This window comes from Glycomyces terrestris (assembly GCF_003933745.1).
Lineage (GTDB): Bacteria > Actinomycetota > Actinomycetes > Mycobacteriales > Micromonosporaceae > Glycomyces > Glycomyces terrestris.
Genome location: NZ_RSEB01000004.1, coordinates 42,410 through 58,666, shown reverse-complemented (window position 1 = coordinate 58,666; position 16,257 = coordinate 42,410). Strand labels below are relative to the sequence as shown.

16 protein-coding genes are annotated in these 16,257 nt (G+C 70.2%); 9 read left to right on the top strand and 7 right to left on the bottom strand.

The window, feature by feature from the left end:
* The first annotated feature begins 27 nt into the window (after positions 1-27).
* From EIW28_RS14375 to EIW28_RS14360, 4 genes are all read left to right on the top strand, one after another.
* Positions 28-462 (top strand): CBS domain-containing protein, encoded by a 435-nt coding sequence (locus EIW28_RS14375; protein ID WP_125248415.1) that lies wholly within the window; start codon positions 28-30, stop codon positions 460-462.
* A gap of 626 nt (positions 463-1,088) precedes the next feature.
* Positions 1,089-1,469, top strand: a complete 381-nt coding sequence (locus tag EIW28_RS14370) for a hypothetical protein (RefSeq protein ID WP_125248414.1) — start codon at positions 1,089-1,091, stop codon at positions 1,467-1,469.
* A gap of 211 nt (positions 1,470-1,680) precedes the next feature.
* Complete coding sequence (locus tag EIW28_RS14365; protein ID WP_158630407.1) at positions 1,681-4,647, top strand: tetratricopeptide repeat protein; 2,967 nt, start codon at positions 1,681-1,683, stop codon at positions 4,645-4,647.
* A 421-nt stretch (positions 4,648-5,068) separates the two neighbouring features.
* Complete coding sequence (locus EIW28_RS14360; RefSeq protein WP_197717277.1) at positions 5,069-5,944, top strand: aminoglycoside phosphotransferase family protein; 876 nt, start codon at positions 5,069-5,071, stop codon at positions 5,942-5,944.
* On the opposite strand, the gene EIW28_RS14355 is transcribed toward EIW28_RS14360, so the two are convergent.
* Both EIW28_RS14355 and EIW28_RS14350 read right to left on the bottom strand, forming a co-directional pair.
* Positions 5,945-6,730 (bottom strand): MerR family transcriptional regulator, encoded by a 786-nt coding sequence (locus EIW28_RS14355; protein ID WP_125248412.1) that lies wholly within the window; start codon positions 6,728-6,730, stop codon positions 5,945-5,947.
* A gap of 61 nt (positions 6,731-6,791) precedes the next feature.
* Positions 6,792-7,865: a serine hydrolase domain-containing protein gene (locus EIW28_RS14350; RefSeq protein ID WP_187350609.1), complete on the bottom strand. Its 1,074-nt coding sequence runs from the start codon at positions 7,863-7,865 to the stop codon at positions 6,792-6,794.
* A gap of 220 nt (positions 7,866-8,085) precedes the next feature.
* On the opposite strand from EIW28_RS14350, the gene EIW28_RS14345 reads away from it, so the two are divergent.
* On the top strand, positions 8,086-8,547 hold the full coding sequence (locus tag EIW28_RS14345) for a heme-degrading domain-containing protein (RefSeq protein WP_125248410.1): 462 nt from the start codon (positions 8,086-8,088) through the stop codon (positions 8,545-8,547).
* Between the two features lie 88 nt (positions 8,548-8,635).
* Here the strand turns inward: EIW28_RS14345 and EIW28_RS14340 are convergent, their stop codons facing one another.
* Positions 8,636-10,261 (bottom strand): carboxylesterase/lipase family protein, encoded by a 1,626-nt coding sequence (locus EIW28_RS14340; protein ID WP_197717276.1) that lies wholly within the window; start codon positions 10,259-10,261, stop codon positions 8,636-8,638.
* A 35-nt stretch (positions 10,262-10,296) separates the two neighbouring features.
* Here EIW28_RS14340 and EIW28_RS14335 point away from each other — a divergent pair, with 35 nt between their 5' ends.
* The gene (locus tag EIW28_RS14335; RefSeq protein WP_125248409.1) at positions 10,297-10,869 is read left to right on the top strand and encodes a dihydrofolate reductase family protein; all 573 of its coding nucleotides are present in this window, start codon (positions 10,297-10,299) and stop codon (positions 10,867-10,869) included.
* A gap of 71 nt (positions 10,870-10,940) precedes the next feature.
* On the opposite strand, the gene EIW28_RS14330 is transcribed toward EIW28_RS14335, so the two are convergent.
* On the bottom strand, positions 10,941-11,318 hold the full coding sequence (locus EIW28_RS14330) for a MerR family transcriptional regulator (protein ID WP_197717275.1): 378 nt from the start codon (positions 11,316-11,318) through the stop codon (positions 10,941-10,943).
* A gap of 57 nt (positions 11,319-11,375) precedes the next feature.
* Between EIW28_RS14330 and EIW28_RS14325 the strand changes: the two genes are divergently transcribed.
* Positions 11,376-12,128, top strand: a complete 753-nt coding sequence (locus EIW28_RS14325; RefSeq protein ID WP_125248408.1) for an alpha/beta fold hydrolase — start codon at positions 11,376-11,378, stop codon at positions 12,126-12,128.
* A gap of 103 nt (positions 12,129-12,231) precedes the next feature.
* On the opposite strand, the gene EIW28_RS14320 is transcribed toward EIW28_RS14325, so the two are convergent.
* On the bottom strand, positions 12,232-13,248 hold the full coding sequence (locus tag EIW28_RS14320) for a zinc-dependent alcohol dehydrogenase family protein (protein WP_125248407.1): 1,017 nt from the start codon (positions 13,246-13,248) through the stop codon (positions 12,232-12,234).
* 168 nt (positions 13,249-13,416) lie between these two features.
* Between EIW28_RS14320 and EIW28_RS14315 the strand changes: the two genes are divergently transcribed.
* Complete coding sequence (locus EIW28_RS14315) at positions 13,417-14,304, top strand: helix-turn-helix transcriptional regulator (RefSeq protein WP_125248406.1); 888 nt, start codon at positions 13,417-13,419, stop codon at positions 14,302-14,304.
* 16 nt (positions 14,305-14,320) lie between these two features.
* Here the strand turns inward: EIW28_RS14315 and EIW28_RS14310 are convergent, their stop codons facing one another.
* Positions 14,321-14,743, bottom strand: coding sequence for a DUF6069 family protein (locus EIW28_RS14310; protein WP_125248405.1), 423 nt, complete (start codon positions 14,741-14,743; stop codon positions 14,321-14,323).
* 12 nt (positions 14,744-14,755) lie between these two features.
* Entirely contained in the window at positions 14,756-15,742 is a 987-nt protein-coding gene (locus EIW28_RS14305; protein WP_125248404.1) for an RNA polymerase subunit sigma-70, read from the bottom strand.
* Between the two features lie 159 nt (positions 15,743-15,901).
* Between EIW28_RS14305 and EIW28_RS14300 the strand changes: the two genes are divergently transcribed.
* A complete protein-coding gene (locus EIW28_RS14300) occupies positions 15,902-16,255 on the top strand; it encodes a hypothetical protein (RefSeq protein WP_125248403.1) in 354 nt (117 codons plus the stop codon).
* Positions 16,256-16,257 lie beyond the last annotated feature (2 nt).

The following is a 16,257-nucleotide window of genomic DNA, read 5'->3' as shown; positions in this document are numbered from 1 at the left end:
CGTTCAGTGCTTTCGGGAGGGTGTCCCATGCGCATCAGCGACATCTTGCGGTCCAAGGGATCGACCGTGGTGACCATCCGACCGGAGGACTCCGTGCGGGTCCTGCTGGCCCGCCTCGCCGAGCACAACGTGGGCGCGCTCGTGGTGAGCGCCGACGGCTCCACCGTCGAAGGCATCGTCTCGGAACGGGACGTGGCGCGGGGCCTGCACGCCGACCCCGACGTGCTCGACGCCCCCGTCTCGCGGATCATGACGCCCGAAGTCCACACTCGCGTCCTCGACGACTCCATCGAGGACCTCATGGTCCTCATGACCGAACGCCGCATCCGCCACGTCCCGGTCGTCACCGCCGACGGCGCCCTCACCGGCATCGTGAGCATCGGCGACGTCGTCAAGAACCGCATCGGCCAACTCGAATTCGAGAAGCGCCAACTCGAGGGCTACATCTCAGGAGTCACCTGACCACCCCCGCACATGCAAGGTAAGTACATCACCCAGGGGGCCAAATTTGGTTGCCCCCTGGGTTCTATTGCCCTCTCTGTGAGACCACCGTGTCAGCCCTCGCTACTGTCGGCCAGCTCCGGACTGTCTCCCGCATCCTGACCCTCCGGCCCAACCCCATCGAAAGCTCATCCCCCTAGTACGGGCTGGTATGCCACGAGAACCTCGGTGAGCTCGCTGGGAAGATCATTGCCGAGTCCATCGGCTATCGACGATTCACCCAGTTTGACCCCCATACTTGGAGGAGCACGCCGCGTCTAAACGTGTCGGTGGCCGACGGGCCCCCAAGTCGACATGAACAGCCTGGTCGCGCTCTCTCGTTTACTTCGACAACCGCAACGGCGAACCCCGCCTTCACACCCAACTCGCGGTCGCGAACCGGGTCCAGGTCGCCGGGGACGGGAGTTGGCGACCGTAGACGCGCGACCGCACCGCTCCATCATCGTGACCGCCGCAGCGGTCTACGACTCGGCATACGAATCCATCAAAACCAGCACGATCCAGTATCGGTATCGACGTGGCCTGCACTGAAACCAACCCGCTGCTACCGTAGTGAGCAGTTCTCGCCGTGCGAAGGGGTACAAGCCATGACTGGTGTCGAGTTGATCCTCACGGCCCTGGCAGCGGGCGCTGCCGCAGGGGCTGGCCTGGGCGCGAAAGAAGCGGTATCCACGCTAATCACTGACACATACCAGGGCCTGAAGACCTTGCTAAGAACGAAACTTGGCGATCGCCTCGAAGCCAACGCAGTGATCGACGCAGACCACACTGAGGCTGAGACCCTCCGATCCACACTCGCCTTTGCTCTCATCGAATCGGGTGCCGCCGACGATCAGACAATTCTTGAGAAGGCCAGGGAACTATTGGCGCAGCTGGAGGAGCCAGCCGGGAAGTACGTCGTGGACAATCGGGGAGCCAAGGGAATCCTCATTGGCGACCACAGCAACCAGACCAACCACTTCAACTGACCTCCTCACGCCGGAGCATGCTGTGCCGACCCCTGACACATTCGAGCCTCATTACAATTCAGACATGGCTGCGTTCGGCCACTTCGACAACCGGTCCTCACAAGGGCTCCTGCACGGTGACCACGCTAGGCAGTACAATCTGTTCGAGCAACGCGTCCCGCAACGGCGCCCCAAGGCAGCGTTTCCGCACATGGTCGGGATCGTTCCAACAATGGTCACCGCACGGCTTGACCGAGATATTGATCGCAAGCTCGCTGCGATGTTGCCAAAACCCGGCGCCAGACGCTCGCAACCACGATATGTCCTTTCAGGCATGGGTGGAGTGGGCAAGACCCAGATGGCAGCGGCACTTGCAAACCGACTTTGGAGATCGCGAAAGGTGGACTTGCTGGTCTGGGTGACGGCCGAGACCCGCAAATCGATTCTGAGTGCTCTTGCCCAGGCTAATGCTGATATCACAGGCATGGAATCCCACGACCCCGAACAGGGCGCCCGCCAGTTCCTCGCCTGGCTCGCCACGCCCTCGACAAGGCTACGCTGGCTGATCGTATTCGACGACCTCGCTAAGGCTAGTGACCTGCAGGGTCTATGGCCGCCTGAATCCAAGCGCGGAGCCACCGTAGTCACCACCCGACGTCGCGACCTCCAAGTTCCGGCCGACCAACACGTCATCATTGACAGCTTTAGCGTAGATGAAGCCAATGCCTTTCTCTCACAACGGCTCGGGGCCAATCCCGAGCGGCTCATCGGTGCAGCTGAACTCGCAGCAGACTTGGGTTACCTGCCGTTCGCGCTCGCACAGGCCGCTGCCTTCATCGCAAACGACCATATCGGCACCCTTAGCGGTCGTGCCTTGGGCGGAGAGGACCGCTTCCACCTAATGTCCTGTGAGGACTATCGCCGCGCGCTCGCAGATCGACAAAACCGACTCGCTGACCTTCTCCCAAGTCCAGACACCTCGACCGACGACTACAACCGCAGTCTCGCTACGACCTGGTCGATATCGATTGATTTGGCAAACACCTATTACCCCGAGGGCGCAGCTGAGCTCCTTCTGCAGATAGCAAGCGTACTTGACCCCAACGGGATCCCGTCTAAACTCTTCACGAGTCAAGTAGTCCGAACCTGGCTTAATCTACAGTCATCCACACCCGTGACCGACGTTGCAATTGAATCCCTCCTAAAACAGTTGCATGGGCTTAATCTGCTCGACTTCGACAGAGGCCAAGTTCGCCTTCATGCTCTTGCCCAACACGCAATTCGCGACCAACTGACAAACGAACAGCTTGCCAAGGCTGCCCGGACTGCTGCCGACGGGCTTCTGGAGACATGGCCTAGGACAGGTTTCATAAACGGTTCGGTCTTGCAGACGAATGTTCTCGCACTTTTCGGCCATGCTAAATCTGCCCTGATTTCTGATCGCGCACACCCAATCCTATTCCATGCCGCACTAGGTTATCGGGAACGTGACCCTGCTTCTGCCTCCCAGAGATATCAACAATCGCTCGCTCGCGACTGCCAGGAACTGCTCGGCCCTGACCATCCTGATACTCTCACTGCTCGCCGCGAACACTTGAACGCCACTGGTATCGCCGGCGAAGCCAATACAGCTGCACAAGGCTATACAACATTGATTCAGGATTACCTCAGGGTGCTGGGCGCCAACCACGCCGACACGCTTGAAGCACAGCACTACCTGGGCTTCTGGACGGCTGAAACTGGGAATCTTGCCACCGCCATCGAAATCTTGGAACACGTCACCAAAGCCCGCCAGCGCGTCCTCGGTCCTGACCACACCGATACACTCGATTCTCGCCGATGCCTAGCGGACGTGCGTGGGAGAGCTGGCAAGACCGAAGCAGCCATTGCAGAGTTCGACGCCGTCCTATCCGACCAGCAGCGCGTCTTCGGCCCTGACCACCCCAACACACTTCAGTTGCGTCACCACCTCGCACAGCTGCACGGAAGAGCAGGAAATCCGGAAGAGGCCATCGCAGAGTTCGAGTCCATCCTGTCCGACCAGCAGCGCGTCTTTGGCCCAGACCATCCCGACACCCTTGACACCCTCCATAATCTCGCACATCTACGCGAAAGAACCGGAGATACGAAGGGGGCCATTACTGAAATCGAGACTGTCCTGGCCGGAGAGCAGTATGTCCTCGGCCCCGACCACCCCGATACGCTTCGGACAAGTCGCTGCCTCGCTGATCTGCGAGGAAAATCCGGAGATACAATTAGCGCCATCGCCGAAATCGAAGCCGTACTATCCGATCAGCAACGCGTCTTCGGCCCCAACCACCCCGATGTATTCCGCACACGTCACAACCTCGCGCATTTGCGAGCGAACGCAGGAAATGTGCCCGGCGCCATTGCTGAGTTCGAATCTGTCCTTTCCGACCAGCAGCGCATCCTCGGACCCGACCATCATGGCACGCTTGAAACCCGTCACTGCTTGGCGGAACTGCGCGTGGTGGCTAAGGACGCGCCAGGCGCCGTTGTCGAGTTCCAGGCCGTCGTGGCAGATAAACAACGTATGTTGGGCCCCGACCACCCCGACGTTCTTCACACTCGCCATAATCTCGCCGATCTGCGCGTTTGGGCCGAGGATTCGCTTGGCGCCATTGCCGAGTTCGAAGCTGTCCTTTCCGACCAGCAGCGCGTGCTAGGGCCCGACCACCCCAGCACGCTAGAGACTCGTCATTGCCTCGCGAAGCATCGCGCCGAAATTGGAGATACAGAAGGCGCCGTAGCAGAGTTCGAGGCCAATCTGTCCGATCAGCAACGCGTCTTTGGCCCTGACCACACTGACACTCTCGACACTCGCCACAACCTTGCACACCTGCGCGGAAGGAATGGAGATATTCAAGGCACTATTTCCGAGCTTGAAGGCATCGTGGCGGATCAACAACGTGTACTCGGCCCTGACCACCCCGAGACCCTCAAGACCCGTCGTTGCCTCGCCAACAGCAGGGCCTCAAGTGGAAACTTGAATGCCGCCAAGGTCGCGCTCCTGCAGCTCAAGAACCAGTGCCGCCAAGCTCTCGGCCCTCGGCACTCGATCACGCTCAGCGTTCAGCAGAGCCTGGATTACCTTCTGAAGCACCAGGCTCGTAGGAAGAAGCGGCGCCGCTTACAGCTTATTGGCCGGACAGTATGGGACAGAAAATATCCCGGTTAATGATCCCCCGGTGGCGGTCTTCTGCCCAAGCTGTGACCAGTTATATTCAGATATGATCAGCAAGCCTCTCAAGGCAGAAACGGCGGTTCGGAATGCGGTTCGGTTTCAGCCGTTCAGTGAGGCTGTTTCAACCTGACTGAGTTTGGTGCTGTGCAGTCGATGTCGTGATTCAGTCACAGGTCCTGGTCTTGGGTAAACGATGTCCCGCAAGGTGATCTTTGGTTGCGGTTGCGGGTATTCTCGCCTGATCGCCTGTTCCCGGCTGCGAGGCGACCCGGAACCCCTCCCACTTCGGTTGAGCGAATCTGGGGCAGACCCAGTCGATCGGAGACGCCGATGCCTCTGCGCCCCTTCATCCTCGCCACCGCTACTGCGGAGCCGGGGGTTGTAGAGTGGCACCTCCGCGGCGAGAGGGTGCACGGTGAGCGATTCGGTGATGGGCGAGCGGGAGCTGCGGGAACTGCTCCAGGAGCGGCATCCGGACTTGGCGGGGCTCGAGCTCAAGGCCGTGGACGGCGGCTGGGACAACCAGATGTGGCGGCTCGGGGCCGATCTGGCGGTGCGGCTGCCGCGGTCGGAGCGGGCGCCTGCGCTGCTGGAGCGGGAGTACCGGCTGGTGCCGGAGCTGGCGTCGCGGTTGCCGCTGCCGGTGCCGGTGCCCGTGCGGTTGAGCGGGCCGTCCGAGCGGTTTCCGCGCACGTGGCTGGTGACGACGTGGGTGCACGGCACTCCGGCGGACGTCGAGCCGGTCGCCGATCCGGCGGCGGGGGTGGCGCTGGCGTCGTTCCTGCGCGCACTGCACGTGGAGGGACCGGCGGGGCATCCCGCGAACGACGGTCGCGGTGCGCCGCTGGCGGCGATGAGCGCGCACCTGGAGGAGGCGCTCGGGCGGCTGCCTCAAGTGGACGGCGAGCGCGCCCGCACGGTGTGGAAGGACGCGCTCGCGGCGCCCGATCACGAGGGGCCCGGGGTGTGGCTGCACGGGGACCTGCACCCGGCGAACGTGGTCGTGGAGGCCGGCGGGCTGGCGGGCGTGGTCGACTTCGGGGATCTGTTCGTGGGCGATCCGGCGGTCGATCTGGCGGCGGCGTGGATCTTGCTGCCGGACGGCGCGGCCGAGGCGTGCCTCGACGCGTACGGGGCCGACGAGCCGGTGGTGCGGCGCGCCAGGGGGCGGGCGCTGGCGAAGACGGTGGCGCTGCTGGAGATCGGGATCGCGGGCGAGCAGGGCCGGGTCGGCGGGAAGCCGACGTGGATGCCCGCCGCCGAGGCGGCGCTGGCGCGGATCCTGGCGTGATCAGCGCAGGCCGGGGTCGGGGATGCGGACGCCGGCGGCGCGGAGGCGGGCTTCGAAGAGGGCGGACAGGCGCGCCATGGCCGGGGTCGGCTCGTCGCCGTGGCGGGCGATGAGCGAGTAGCGGACGGCGGTGTCGGTGCGGGCCTGCATGCCGGTGACGGTCTTGAGCAGCGCGGGGTCGGCGAGGTAGCGGTCGGCGGCGTCGGCGGCGAGCCGGTCGATGCGCGGGTCGTGGGGGTCCCAGGTCGCGGCTTCGGCGACGCGCCGGGCGAGTTCGAGGAGGCTCGGGTCTTCGAGGGCGTGCTCGAACTGGTCGAGGTAGTCGTCGAAGCCGTCGGGGACGAGGGCGCGCGCGAGCACCCATCCGTCCCTGGTGGATTCGACCTCCGCCGGGGTGTAGCCGAGGTCGCGCATCCGGTCGAGCATCGCGGCGGCGCGGTCCGGGAGGAGGGCGCGGTCGCCGTCGGCGAGGCGGTGCAGCATGGCGCGGCGGGCGGTGAGTTCGGCGATCTGCTCGTCGAGCCGCTGCTCGACGCCGGTCAGGGCGGTCTTGAGGAGCGCGGGGTCGGCGTCGAGGAGGGGGCCGATCTCGGCGAGGGGCACGCCGGCGGCGGCGAGGCTGCGGACGCGGACCAGGCGGAGCAGGTCGCCGGAGCCGTACCGGCGGTAGCCGGAGGCGTCGCGCTCGGGCTCGGCGACCAGGCCGAGCTTGTGGTAGTGGCGGACCGTCTTGATCGTGACGCCGGCGAACGCGGCCGCCTGGCCGATCGTGACTCCGTTGCGCATGGGATCCATCCTGCCTGGGCGTCGGCCGCGCCGGGCCCGGTCGGCCCGGCGCGGCGGCGGGCTAGGCGGCGCCGAAGACGGTCTCGAGCAGGCGCTGCTGCGCGCCTTTGAAGGCCGCGGCCACGGTGAGGTTCGCGTCGTCGACGCAGTTCAAGGCCGCGGTCAGGGTCTTGGACCCGTCGGGGGCGGCGTACATGAGGGCCGCGTGGCCGACCGAGGCGCCGTTGTGGGAGATGACGGTGGCGCCGTCGGCGGTGGTCAGCACGAACACGCCGAGTCCGTAGTCCATGCCGGGGATGCCGGTGGGGCGCGGGGTGAACATCTCCTCGCGCAGCTCGGCCGGGAGGAGGTCGCCGCCGGTGAGCGCGGCGATGAACGTGCGGAGGTCCGCGGTCGTGGAGATCATGTCGCCGCCGGCGGAGACCCAGGAGGGGTTCTGGCGGGTGACGTCGACCGTGTCCTCCCCGTTCCGGTAGTACGCGCGGGCGTGGGGCTCGGCGATCTCCGCGTCGGTCGGGACGACGGTGTGCGCCATGCCGAGCGGGGCGAGGACGAGGCGCTCCAGCTCCGCTTGGACGCTGCGGCCGGTGACCCGCTCGATGAGCAGGCGGGCGAGGACGTAGTTCGTGTTCGAGTAGCTCCAGCCCTCACCGGGCGCGAAGCGCGGGGGCCTGGCGAGCGCGAGCTCGGCCAGCTCCTGCGGCCGGTAGGACTTGAACCGGTCGTCCAGCCATGCCTCCCCGCCGGGACCGTACGGGACGGGCACGCCGAGCACGATCGAGCCGTCCTCGTAGACCTCGCCGGTGAAGTTGAACAGGCCGCTGGTCTGCTGGAGCAGCATGCGCACGGTGATCCGCGCGTCGACGCCGAACTCGGGCAGGTGCGCGGCGACCGGGTCGTCGAGGCCGAGCCGGCCTTCGGCGACGAGCTGGAGCACCATCGTCGCGGTGAAGGTCTTGGTGTTGCTGCCGATCCGGATGTGGCCGTCGACCGGCGGCTTCGCGTCGGCGCCGAGGGCGGCGGCGCCGGCGCTGCCGGTCCACTCGCCGTGCGCGTCGGTGACGCGGGCGGTGACCCCGATGATGCCGGAGTCGATGATCGACTCGATGGTCTGCTGGAGGTGCTTGGCGTCCATGGCGGTTCGCTCCTTCTGGTTCCGTCGGCGTCCTGCCGACGCGTGAACCTTCCACCTTGACCTCGGGTCAAGGTCAACCATGACGTGCGCCACAGGGCTCGGACCGGGAGGTGCTGGGGCGGGAGGCGGGCCGGCGTTCCTACACTCGACGGGGCCCCCGGGCCCCGGCCGCCGGGCGTCCGAGCCCGCGCGCCGATCAGCGAACCTGAAGGGACCGTTCATGACCGACATCATCAGCGTGCTGGAGCAGCAGGAGCGGGACCTCGTCTTCGACGCCTTCGACCACGCGGACGCGTGGCGGCTCGGCTCGCGGCTCGCCGCCATGGCCTCCGAGGCGGGGCACCCGGTCGGCATCGACATCCGCCGTCCCGGCCTGATCCTGTTCCGCGCGGCCCTGCCCGGGAGCACACCGGACCAGGAGTCGTGGATCGCCCGCAAGTCCGCGGTGGTGCTGCGGCTCGAGTCGAGCAGCGCGCTCGCCAAGGAGCGGCATCAGGCCAAGGGCGTCGACGCCGCGGCCACGGGGTGGCTCGACGCGGCCGACTACGCGGTGACGGGCGGGTCGTTCCCGGTCCGCGTCCGCGGCATCGGTGTCGTCGCGGCCGTCACCGTCTCGGGATTGTCCTCGATGGACGATCATGAGCTCGTGGTCGCGGGCATCCGCGCGCACCTGGGTCGGTGAGGCGGACGGACCAGGCGGCGAGGACCGGTGCGATCTCCGCGGCCGCGAGCTGCCCCGGGCCGTCGCCGACGGCCCGGAGCCGGGCGGGCTACGCGGACGGCGTGAGGATTCGGGCGCTCGCGTAGCCGTCCGGGTCGGTGGTCGAGGGGGTGTCGAAGACGCGGGCGGCCGGGGACGCAGGCGTCGCCGGGGTCCAGCCGGGGTCGCCGGTGCGGGCGAAGCGGGTCGCGGCGCCGTGGATTTCGGCGGCGAGCGGTTGCGGCGGGGCGTCCCCCGCGATGCGGGCGACGCTGGCGGCGGCGAGGTGGTCGAAGAAGAACGGCACGTCGAGGCAGTGGATCGCCGCGTCGTACACCGGTGAGCGCCAAGCGAACCGGTACAGCCAGGTGCCGGTCGCGCCGCCGCGGTCGCGGGCGGCGAGGAGCGCGGGCACGCCGGCGCGGAAGGCCCGGTCGGTGGCGTACCGGGCGAGGACGGCCTTGGTGCCGCGGCGGCGCGCGTCCCGGTTGGCGGCCAGCCAGGCGCGGCGGGTCCTCCCGGTGAGGCCGATCCGGCCGAGCACGAGCCAGGGCGGGAGGTAGCGCAGGAGCCGGTGCGCGTCCTTGAGCGCGGGGGCGAGCTCGTCGTCGCAGGTGCCGACCACGAGCGGGACGGCCGCCCCGCGTCCGGCGGCGATCATCTCGGGCACCGGCCGCGGGAGGAGGTCCCCGTCGACGAGCGGCCCGTACGGCAGGCCCTCGGCGAGCGCGGCGGTGACGGCGGCGGCGACGTTCCCGGAGTGGCGGCCGACCTCCTTGCGCTGGATCTTCAGCAGCTTCGACTCGGGGACGGCCAGCAGCGCCTCGCGGGTGGGCGGGACGCCGACCTGGTCGGTGATGCGCCGCGCGAACGCCTCGGCGCGGGCCATGGAGCCGTACGCGGGCGCGGGCGAGAGCGCCCAGGCGCGCGAGAACAGGCCGTTGGCGCGGGGCATGGCGAGCAGGGCGAGGACGGCGGCGCCGCCGGCGGACTGGCCGGCGACGGTGACGCGGGCGGGGTCGCCGCCGAACGCGGCGATGTTGTCCTGCACCCAGGTCAGGGCCGCGAGCCAGTCGAGGGCGCCGCGGTTGGCGGGGGCGCCGTCGATCCAGCCGAAACCGTCGAAGCCGAGCCGGTAGGAGAGGTTCGCGGTGACGACGCCGTCGCGGCAGAACGCGTCCCCGTCGTACCACGGGCAGGCCGGCGACCCGGCGGTGAAGCCGCCGCCGTGGATCCACACCAGGACCGGCAGGCGTGCGTCCGGGCCGGGGTCGGGGGTGAAGACGTCGATGTTCAGGGTCGAGTCGCCGGGGACGGCGGCCTCGGGGATGAGCGCGGGCGTGCCGCCCTTGCGGTAGGGCGTGGCGCCGCGTTCGAGCGCGTCGCGCACGCCGTCCCAGGGGGCCTTCGGCACCGGCGGGGCGTAGCGGCGCTCGCCGACGGGCGGTTCGGCGAAGGGGATGCCGAGGAAGGCCGCGCTGGCGCCGGGCGCGCCCGGCTCGCCCCGCCAGCGCCCGCGCAGCAGCCCGGCCCGCGTCTTGACCTCCGCGTAGCGCTCGGCCGGCTCCCCCATGATCGACCTCCAGGTGTGCCCGGCCGCGGCCGGGACGGTGCCCAGTAGGGTACCGGCGCCGGGGCCGCCGCGTGCCGGTTCGCGGTGCGTGCGATGAGTTTCGGGGCCGGGTCTCGTCTGCATGTGCGAACCGACCACCGCCCGCTTGGAGCATGCACATGACCGCGACCTACACCTGGGACGTCTTCGCCACCCTCGACGGCTTCGGCTCGTACGGGCCGGACGGGGACTGGGGCGGCTACTGGGGCAAGCAGGGTCCGGAGTTCCTGGACCGGCGGCTGGAGGTGAACCGGGAGGAGCAGCGGATGGTGCTGGGGGCGAACACGTTCCGGTTGTTCGCGAAGCTGCTGGGGCCGATCCGCGACCTCGACCCGGTGAACTCGCGGATGCGGGGCACGCCGACGACCGTGGTGTCGAACTCGCTGACCGAGACCCTCGGCTGGCCGGACGCGACGGTCGCCGCTGGCGACGCCGTCGAGGTCGTGGCCCGGCTGAAGGAGGAGTCGGCGGTGCCGCTGCGCTCGCACGGGAGCCTGTCGCTGAACCGGTCGCTGCTGGCGGCCGGGCTCGTGGACTTCGTGCAGGTCACGGTGTTCCCCGTGATCAGCGGGAGGACCGGGGCGTTCCCGGTGTTCGCGGGCGCCGCGGACTTCGATCTCGACCTGGTGGGTCACCGCACGATGGACGGCCGCACCCAGGAGCTGGTGTACCGGCCGTCCCTGCACGGCTGAGCGGGGCGCGGCCGGGGCCCGGTGGGGGTCGCGGCCGCGTCCGCTGCTTCCGGCGTTCGGCCGGGCGCGGTTCAGTCGTGCCCGGGTCCGGCTTCGCGGGGGCGGCTCGCCGCGGCGGCGACCTGGCCGGCGAGGAGGCGGCGCTTCGCTTCGAGGGCGGCGATCTCCTCCTCGAGGCGGGAGAGGCCGTCGCCGAGGACGGCGCGGGAGTGGTCGCAGTGGCGGATGCCGTCCGCGACCGAGCACGGCAGGATCTCGCGGATCGCCTTGGTGGACAGCCCGGAGTCGAGGAGTTCGCGGATGCGCTCGACGACGGCCGGGGCGTCGTCGCCGTACGTGCGGTAGCCGTTGGCGTCGCGGTCGGGCACGAGCAGCTCCTGCTCCTCGTAGTAGCGCAGCAGGCGGGCGCTCACGCCCGTGCGTCGCGACAGCTCACCGATCAGCACCATGACCTCCGACACAAACGTTGGACCTTCACATCGATGTGAAGCCATAACGTCGCGGGCATGGAGAACATTTCACTCACCACCAAGGTCGTCGGCTCCGGCCCCGGCATCGTCCTCGCGCACGGTGCGGGCGGCGGGATCGAGGCGAACTTCGGCAGCCTGATCCCGCTGCTCGCCGAGGGCCACACCGTCACCGGCTCCGACTACCCCGCCGACGACACGCCCCTGGAACTCGACGCGCTCGCCGACGCGCTCGTGGCCGCGGCCGCCACCGAGCGGTTCACGCTCATCGGCTACTCGCTCGGCACGGCGGTCGCCGTCCGGGCGGCCGCCCGCCACCCGGAGCGGGTCGCGGGCCTCGTGCTCGCCGCCGGACTCGTGCGGCCCGACAACCGGCTGCGGCTCGCGCTCGACCTGTGGGCGGCGCTCCTGGCCGCGGGCGACCGCGACGCCTTCGCGCGCTTCACGCTCGGCACGGCCTTCAGCCCCGCGTACACGAACGCCCTGCCAGCCCCGGCGTTCGCCGCGACCGTCGCGGAGATCGCCGCGTCGGTGCCCGGCGGCGCGGCCGCGCAGGCGGCGCTGGTCGGGCGGGTCGACACGGGCGCGGACCTCGCGGGCCTCGCCGTGCCGACCCTCGTGGTCGAGGCGAGCGAGGACCTGCTGGTCGATCCGGCGAACCACCGGGCCCTCGCCGAGGCCATCCCGGGCGCCGAGCACGTCAGGATCGAGGCCGGGCACGTCTTCATGGCCGAGCGGCCCGAGGACTGGCACCGCGCGGTCCTGGACTTCCTGGACCGCCACGGGCTCTAGACGCGGAGGCGCAGGCCGTCCACTGGAGACGGCCTGCGCGGCGGGGCCGAAGCGGCCCGCGGGGCCGGTGGTCGCGACGCGCCTTGCGGCCCTTCGGGTCCGGCTAGGGCTGGAGGAGGACCTTGACGGCGCGGCGCTCGTCCATCGCCTTGTAGCCCTCGGCGACCTCGGCGAGCGGGAGCGTGAGGTCGAAGACCTTGCCGGGCTCGATCTCGCGCCGCCAGATGAGGTCGATGAGGTGCGGCAGGTACTTGCGGACGGGGGCGGGGCCGCCGTGGAGGTGGGTGCCGGAGAAGAACAGCTCCTCGCCGGGGAGGCTGACGCCGTGGGCGACGCCGACGTAGCCGACGTGCCCGCCGGCGCGGGTGGAGCGGATCGCCTGCATCATCGACTCCTGGGTGCCGACGGCCTCGATCACGGAGTGCGCGCCGAGGCCGCCGGTGAGCTCCTTGACGCGGGCGACGCCCTCCTCCCCGCGTTCGGTGACGATGTCGCTGGCGCCGAACTCGATCGCGAGCTTCTGGCGGTCGGCGTGGCGGGACATGGCGATGATCCGCTCGGCGCCCATCTGCTTCGCGGAGAGGATGCCGAGGAGGCCGACCGCGCCGTCGCCGACGACCGCGACCGTCCTGCCGGGCCCGGCCTGGGCGGCGTCGGCGGCGTACCAGCCGGTGCCCAGGACGTCGGAGGCGGCCAGCAGGTGCGGGACGAGGTCGGGGTCGGGCTGCCCGGGCGTGGCGACGAGGGTGCCGTCGGCGTGCGGGACGCGCGTCAGCTCGGCCTGCGCGGTGCCCATGAACTCGCGGTGCACGCAGTGGGACTGGTACCCGGCGCGGCAGATCTCGCAGGTGTTGTCGGAGGTCGCGAAGGAGCCGACAACGAAGTCGCCGACCTTGATGTCGCGCACGTCCGCGCCGACCTGCTCGACGACGCCGGCGTACTCGTGGCCCATCGGGCGCGGTTCGTCCACGGACTCGATGCCGCGGTAGGGCCACAGGTCGGACCCGCAGATGCAGGTCGCGGCCAGGCGGACGACCGCGTCGGTGGGCGCGGTGAGGGCGGCGTCGGGCCGCTCTTCGAGGCGGATGTCGCCGGGGGCGTGGATGACGGTGCCGAACATGATGCTCTCCCTGGTCTCGGCCGCGGGCCGGTCTCGGTCCTGCCGGGTCGGCCGCGCCGACCCGCACGTCTTCGATCAAAGCGCGCCTCCGCGCCCGGTGGAACGCACTGTCGAGGGGTGTACTGCCAGGGCACCCCTCGGACGCGCCGGGCGGCGTAGCGTCGAAGCGTGGACTACCGGGACGAGGTGCGCGAGTTCCTGACCTCGCGCCGCGCGCGACTGACCCCCGAGCGGGCGGGCCTGCCCGCCGGCGCGAACCGCCGCGTGCCGGGGCTGCGCCGCGCCGAGGTCGCGGTCCTGGCGAACGTGAGCGTCGAGTACTACGCGCGCCTTGAGCGCGGCGGGATCGCGGGTGCCTCCGACATCGTCCTGGACGCCCTCGCGAAGGCCCTCCAACTCGACGAGGCCGAGCGGTCCTACCTGTTCGACCTCGCGAAGGCGGCCGGGCGCGCCCCGCAGGCCCGCCCGCGGCGGCGCGGCGCGAAGAACTGGACGCCGCGGCAGAGCCTGGTGCAGCTGCTCGACACGATCGGCGCGCCCGCGATCATCCGCAACGGCCGCCTCGACATCCTCGCCGCCAACCGGCTCGGGCGGGCCTTCTACGCCGACGTGTACGAAGGCGCCGAGCAGCTCCCGAACTTCGCGCGGTTCTGCTACCTCGACACCGAGCGCTCGCAGCGGTTCTACCCCGACTGGCAGCTCGCCGCCGACATCAACGTCGCGATGCTCCGCGCCGAGGCCGGCCGCGACCCGCACGACAAGGGGCTCCAGGACCTCGTCGGGGAGCTCTCGACCCGCTCCGAGGAGTTCCGGACCCGGTGGGCCGCAAGGAACGTCCGCATCCACGGCACCGGGCGCAAGCACGTGTGCCACCCGGTCGTCGGCGACCTCGACATGGTCTACGAGGAGCTCGAGTTCACCGCCGACCCCGGCCTGGTCCTCCTGGTGTACACCGCCGAGCCCGCCTCGCCCTCCTTCGAGCGCCTCCAGCTCCTCGCGAGCTGGACCGGCGCGGACGAGCCCGCCGAGCCGCCGCGGCGCACCGCCGAGCGCTGACGCCGCGGCGCGTCGGTCAGCTCCCCGCGAGACGGCGCAGCCGCACCGCCAGCGCGGGGATCATCACCGCCGCGGGGACGAGGTGGAGGACGAGGAGCGCGGCGATCGTGGGTCCGCTGCCTCCGGAGAGGAGCGGCGGGACGAGCGAGACCGCGGTGAGGGCCAGGGCCGTCTGGACGAAGCGCTCGGCGGGGCGGGCGCTCCAGCGGAGCAGGGCCCCGGCGAGGGCGAGGCCGACGAGGCAGCAGCAGCCGGTGACGACGGCGAAGCCGGGCAGCGGGATCGTCTCGCCGCCGGCCGGGATCGCGAAGTCGGCGCCGGCGGCGCGGGCGAGCGCGGCGGTGAGGACGGTGGCCGCGACCGCCGCGGGGACGGCGAGGAGGCCGGCAGCGGCGAGTCGGCGGGCGCGGCGGGGCGCCGCGGTGCGGGACGCGTTCACGGGATCGGCTCCTTACGCCGCGAGGCGTTCGGGCAGGCCGAAGCGCGCGAACCGGTCGGCGTGGAAGGTGGTGATCTCGGCGACGGCGCCGCCGGCGACGCGCAGGACGTCGAGCGTCAGCGGCAGGTAGTCCCCCGTGGCGGTGTCCTTGCTGTAGAAGCCGATCGCGGGCTGCCGGTTCGCGGAGGTGCGGACGGCGCGCAGGGGCTCCATGTCGCCGAAGCCGCTCTCGGTCCAGTCGCGCACGACCGCGTCGCGTCCGATGTGGAGTCCGGGGGTGGGCGGCATGGAGCAGCGCACGTCCTCGCGCAGGAGCGCGGCGACGCCTTGGACGTCGGTGGCGACGCAGGATTCGGTGTAGCGGCGCACGAGTTCGCGCGTCTCGGGGTCCTCGGCGCCGCCGGTCCAGTCCTGGCGTTCGGCGGGGAGGTGCTCGCGCATGCCGGCGCGGGCGCGCTGGAGGGCGCTGTTCACGGCGTTGACGGTGACGCCGAGGAGGTCGGCGGTGTCCTTGGCGCGCCAGCCGAGCACGTCGCGCAGAATGAGCACGGCGCGCGGGCGGGGCGCGAGGTGCTGGACGGCGACGACGTAGGCGAGCTCGATGGTCTCGCGGGCGACGGCGAGCGCCTCCGGTTCGTCGGCGCCGACCGCGGGGAGTTCGTCGAGGAGCCGGTCCGGGTAGGGCTGGAGCCACAGGACCTCGCCGCCGGCGGCGGGCTTGGGGCGGTGCTTGGCGAGCAGGTCGAGGCAGGCGTTGGTGGCGATCCGGTAGAGCCAGGCCCGGAACGTGGACCTGCCTTCGTAGGTCTCGCGGCGGCGCCAGGCGCTCAGGAGCGCGTCCTGCACGGCGTCCTCGGCGTCCTCGAACGACCCGAGCATCCGGTAGCAGTGCACGTGCAGCTCCCGCCGGTGCCGTTCGGCGAGGCCGGCGAAGGTCTGCTCGTCCACCTCCCCCAGGTCGCTGACGCCCAGTTCCTCCAGCAGCGTGTCGGTGCGCATCGCCTCGTCCTTCCCTCTCGTCGATCGTTGTCACCGGTATGACGGTCAGGGGCCGGAAAACTCATCATTCCCGGCTCGGGCGCAGGTCGGGGGGCCGGGGACGGCGCCGTGCCGACCGCCGGGCCCTGCACTAGGGTTCGTGCCGGAAAGGGGTGGGTCGTGGACGAGGTGACCGACGGGCGGATCGCGGCGGCGTTCCGGCCGGTGCTGGAGCTGACGGAGGAGTGCGAGCGGCTGGGGGCGGTGCTGGAGCGCCTGGAGGACGCGGCCGATCCGGCCGGGATCGCGGAGCGGGAGGCGGCCGGAGAGCGGTTCGCGAGCCTGAACGAGGAGATCTGCCGCAGCACCGCGGCGGCCCTGAAGTCGCTGGGGCTGTGGCAGGGGGCGGCGATGATCGACGCGGGCCTGGCGATCCCGAACGAGGTCTGGGAGGACCTGGTCGTGCGGTACCCGCCGTTCCCGCCGGCGGTGCCGGACCTGGAGCTCAGGCCGCGCCGGAGCTGGCGGGCCTGAGC

Coding starts and splice junctions, on each gene's coding strand:
- EIW28_RS14375 (WP_125248415.1), top strand. CDS start 28: ATGCGCATCAGCGACATCTTGCGGTCCAAGGGATCGACCGTGGTGACC.
- EIW28_RS14345 (WP_125248410.1), top strand. CDS start 8,086: ATGACCGACATCATCAGCGTGCTGGAGCAGCAGGAGCGGGACCTCGTC.
- EIW28_RS14365 (WP_158630407.1), top strand. CDS start 1,681: ATGGTCACCGCACGGCTTGACCGAGATATTGATCGCAAGCTCGCTGCG.
- EIW28_RS14330 (WP_197717275.1), bottom strand. CDS start 11,318: ATGGTGCTGATCGGTGAGCTGTCGCGACGCACGGGCGTGAGCGCCCGC.
- EIW28_RS14370 (WP_125248414.1), top strand. CDS start 1,089: ATGACTGGTGTCGAGTTGATCCTCACGGCCCTGGCAGCGGGCGCTGCC.
- EIW28_RS14305 (WP_125248404.1), bottom strand. CDS start 15,742: ATGCGCACCGACACGCTGCTGGAGGAACTGGGCGTCAGCGACCTGGGG.
- EIW28_RS14355 (WP_125248412.1), bottom strand. CDS start 6,730: ATGCGCAACGGAGTCACGATCGGCCAGGCGGCCGCGTTCGCCGGCGTC.
- EIW28_RS14335 (WP_125248409.1), top strand. CDS start 10,297: ATGACCGCGACCTACACCTGGGACGTCTTCGCCACCCTCGACGGCTTC.
- EIW28_RS14320 (WP_125248407.1), bottom strand. CDS start 13,248: ATGTTCGGCACCGTCATCCACGCCCCCGGCGACATCCGCCTCGAAGAG.
- EIW28_RS14340 (WP_197717276.1), bottom strand. CDS start 10,261: ATGCAGACGAGACCCGGCCCCGAAACTCATCGCACGCACCGCGAACCG.
- EIW28_RS14350 (WP_187350609.1), bottom strand. CDS start 7,865: ATGGACGCCAAGCACCTCCAGCAGACCATCGAGTCGATCATCGACTCC.
- EIW28_RS14325 (WP_125248408.1), top strand. CDS start 11,376: ATGGAGAACATTTCACTCACCACCAAGGTCGTCGGCTCCGGCCCCGGC.